This window comes from Nocardioides stalactiti (assembly GCF_014180715.1).
Classification (GTDB): domain Bacteria; phylum Actinomycetota; class Actinomycetes; order Propionibacteriales; family Nocardioidaceae; genus Nocardioides; species Nocardioides stalactiti.
Window position 1 is genome coordinate 2,145 of record NZ_JACEFC010000182.1, and the last position, 3,352, is coordinate 5,496.

Annotated in this window: 5 protein-coding genes (1 of these 5 running past the window's edge); 4 read left to right on the top strand and 1 reads right to left on the bottom strand. The window is 71.7% G+C overall.

Translation table 11 applies throughout. From position 1 onward, the window contains the following. The 3 genes in view from H0487_RS21540 to H0487_RS21550 are tightly spaced (at most 43 nt apart) and all read left to right on the top strand, a layout consistent with a single transcriptional unit that may run on beyond the window. Nucleotides 1-71, top strand: the 3' portion of a protein-coding gene (locus H0487_RS21540; protein ID WP_246384206.1) for a FadR/GntR family transcriptional regulator. Its footprint begins 643 nt before the window's first position; 71 of the gene's 714 nt are visible here — the last part of the coding sequence; the start codon falls outside the window, past its left edge; it ends in the stop codon at nucleotides 69-71. A gap of 43 nt (nucleotides 72-114) precedes the next feature. After that, the gene (locus tag H0487_RS21545; protein ID WP_183096271.1) at nucleotides 115-843 is read left to right on the top strand and encodes a sterol desaturase family protein; all 729 of its coding nucleotides are present in this window, start codon (nucleotides 115-117) and stop codon (nucleotides 841-843) included. 28 nt (nucleotides 844-871) lie between these two features. Continuing rightward, nucleotides 872-1,651, top strand: a complete 780-nt coding sequence (locus H0487_RS21550) for an MBL fold metallo-hydrolase (RefSeq protein ID WP_183096272.1) — start codon at nucleotides 872-874, stop codon at nucleotides 1,649-1,651. 15 nt (nucleotides 1,652-1,666) lie between these two features. Here H0487_RS21550 and H0487_RS21555 read toward each other — a convergent pair whose 3' ends face one another. Next, entirely contained in the window at nucleotides 1,667-2,623 is a 957-nt protein-coding gene (locus H0487_RS21555) for a hypothetical protein (RefSeq protein ID WP_183096273.1), read from the bottom strand. A gap of 161 nt (nucleotides 2,624-2,784) precedes the next feature. On the opposite strand from H0487_RS21555, the gene H0487_RS21560 reads away from it, so the two are divergent. Then, nucleotides 2,785-3,352 (top strand): hypothetical protein (locus H0487_RS21560; protein WP_183096274.1); only part of this gene is annotated, 568 nt, incomplete at its 3' end.

The window sequence follows — 3,352 nt, forward strand, 5'->3', positions numbered from 1 at the left end:
CGCCGGTGACCCCGCCACCGCGCGGGCCGCGGCCGAGCGGGTGCTCGCGCCCACCAACACCGCCCTCCTGAGCGCCTTCACCGCGCTCAGCAGCCCCGTCGAAGGAGACCAGTGATGGCGACCAACCCCGTCGAGCAGGTCGAGCAGCTCGCGCAGCAGCAGGTCGAGAAGGACGAGTCCCGGATCACCGGGAGCCGGCGCAGCAGCCAGTCGCTCGGCGAGGTGTTCGTCGAGTTCTGGAAGCATCCCTCGCCCTACATCCTCGGCACCTACCTCGGGGCGGCCGTCGTCGGCCGCGTCCTCGCCGGCCCCGGCGAGTGGTGGGAGCTCCTGCTCCCCGTGCTGCTGGTCGCCCTCCTCCCCGTCGTGGAGTGGGGCATCCACGTCTTCATCCTGCACTGGAAGCCTCGGCGGATCGCCGGCATCAAGATCGACCCGCTGCTCTCCCGCAAGCACCGCGCCCACCACCGGGACCCGCGGTCGATCCCGCTGGTCTTCATCCCGTGGCAGGTCGAGCTCGCGCTCGGGCCCGGCGCGTTCCTCATCGCCTGGGCGGTCACGCCGACCTGGTCCTCGCTCTTCACGCTGCTGGTCGCCGACCTGGTGATCCTCTCGGCGTACGAGTGGACCCACTACCTGCTCCACAGCGACTACCGGCCGCGGTCGAAGTGGTTCCGCTCGGTGTGGCGCAACCACCGCCTGCACCACTACAAGAGCGAGCACTACTGGTTCACCGTGACCACCGCGGCGACCGCGGACCGGCTGTTCGGCACCTACCCGGACCCGGCCACCGTCCCCACCTCGCCGACGGCGCGCAACCTGCACGGCCTCGAGACGACCTGAGGCCCCTGCGACCTGTCAGGATGACGCCGTGCGGATCCACCACCTCAACTGCGCCACGATGCGGCCGGCCCTGTCGCCTCCCATGGTCGCCCACGTCCTGCTGGTCGAGCGTGCCGACGGCCTGCTCCTGGTCGACACCGGCTTCGGGACCAGCGACCTCGCCGACCCGGGGCGGCTCGGCAAGCCCTTCCAGCTCGTCGTACGCCCGGTCCTCGACCCGGGCGAGACCGCGCTCGCGCAGGTGAAGGCGCTGGGATTCTCGCCCGATGACGTGACCGACATCGCCGTCACCCATCTCGACCTCGACCACGCCGGTGGGCTCGCGGACTTCCCCAAGGCCCGCGTCCACGTCCACCGTCCCGAGCTCGAGGCGGCGTCGAAGCCCACCGCGCGCGAGAAGGCGCGCTACGTCTCTGCCCAGTGGGCGCACGGACCGGCCTGGGTCCAGCACGCCGAGTCGGGTGAGGAGTGGTTCGGCTTCCCGTCGGTCACCGCGCTCGACGACGACGTCGTCATCATCCCGCTGGTCGGCCACACCCGCGGTCACGCGGGGGTCGCGGTCCGCGACGACGCGGGCCACTGGCTGCTCCACGCCGGCGACGCGTACTTCGACGGCGGGCAGGTGCAGACCCCCGCGTCCTGCAACCGCAGCCTCGCCGCTTTCCAGGTCGTGATGGCGATCTCCAACAAGCAGCGCAAGGCCAACACCGAGCGACTCCAGGAGCTCCTCGCGACGCACTCCGACGAGGTCACCGCCTTCTGCGCCCACGACAAGAGCCAGTACGACGCGCTCAAGGCACGCGCCTGACCTGAGCCCGCAGCGTCAGTCGGTGCTGCAGACGGCGAACGGCAGGTGCCGGTCCGCGATGAGCTCGACCGCCGCCGTCGGGCGCTGGAGGTCGTAGCCGAGACGACCCGTCGACGGGTCCGCCACCCCCCGGGTGAAGCCCGCGCCGAACTCGGGCCGGATCGCCGGCATCACCTCGGAGAGGCGCAGCCGGTCGAAGGCATCGTTGCGCGCTTCGCCCAGGCGGACGGTGACCAGGTCGGCGCCGAGCGCCACGGAGTAGCCGGTCAGCGGGTCGAGAGCGTCGAGCGCGAGCCGCGGTGCCTCGGCGAGCTGGGCCTCCATGCCGGCTCCGAAGACGGTGTCGAACGGCAGGCAGGCACGCTCGACGTACGTGGCGTTGGCCTCCTGGCCGACGAGCGGCACGACCTCCTCGAGCGCCGCCCAGCTGTCCTCGCCCTCCGGCGGCGTGCCGGAGGTGATGACCAGCCGCTCGACGTCGAGCTGGGCGCCGGCGAGCGGGCCGACGCGGTCGTCGATCGCGCGCTGCACCTCCCCCAGCAGCACGTCGTCGTGCAACGCGATCACCCAGCCGTCGGCCCCGGCGCCGTACGTCGCCTCCCACGCGACGTCGTCGGCTCCGAAGCCGTAGGACTTCAGGTCGGGCTCCGCGGGGCGGAGCAGGCCCTGCGAGAGGGTCGCCGCGCGCGCGACGGTTCGCCAGAAGCGGGCACGATCGCCGGGCGGTGACGTCCGGTCGAGCGCGCCGAACCCGAGGGTGAGCCGCAGCTGGTCGAAGTCGGTGACCTCGAGCGTGGTCGCCTCGGCGGGCACGAGCGCGAGCACCGCTGCGGAGGCCTCGAGCGACGGGTCGTAGTCGGTGGAGAGGGCCGCGACGTCCGGGTCGGGCGGATAGAACGGTTCGTCCGGGCCGCTGCATCCCGCAGCGAGCAGCGCCGCCACCGGCACCACCCAGCGCACCCCAGATCTCACGCGGGTGATCCTCTCACGGCGTACCAGATTCTCTCCCGCGGGCGGCGTCGAGGTGGCCGCTGCGCGCTCGCCCCTGTGGTCCACGTCTCAACCGGCGAATTCGCGCTCCAGGGAATTCACCTTATGGTCGTTGGAGTCTCACACCAGGAGGAACCTCCCTGATGCGTTCCATCACCACGATCTTCGTCAGCCTCGTCGCCCTGCTCGCAGTCGGTGTCGCCCCTGCCTCGGCAGACCGCCCGCCGCTGATGCTCGGCCCCGGCGACGCAGGCGTCAGCGACCTCGGCGGACAGGCCATCATCCGCTACTCCAAGTTCGGCCCGGTCTACATCTCCGGCCAGCACGACCAGCACCTCACGGTGAAGTACGTCGAGTCGCGCCAGTCGATCCGGTTCCGCGACACCCGGACCGGCTCCTTCAAGGGCGGCCTCCCCGACCGCTGCGTGCGCGAGCAGGTCCGCAAGGGCGTCTCCGCGGTCTGCAAGATCCCGCCGCGCTTCCGCGACGGCCGCATGTTCATCCAGATCTGGCCGCGCCTCGGCAACGACTTCACCGACGGCAGCTCGCTGCCCGCCAAGTTCCGCATGTGGGTCCTCACCGACGCCGGCAACGACGTGACGCTCCTCGGCGACGGGGCGGACTTCGTCAACGGCGCCAAGGGCAACGACCGCATCCGTGGCGGCGCTGGCAACGACTGGCTGCGTGGCGGCCCCGGTGCCGGCAGCATCG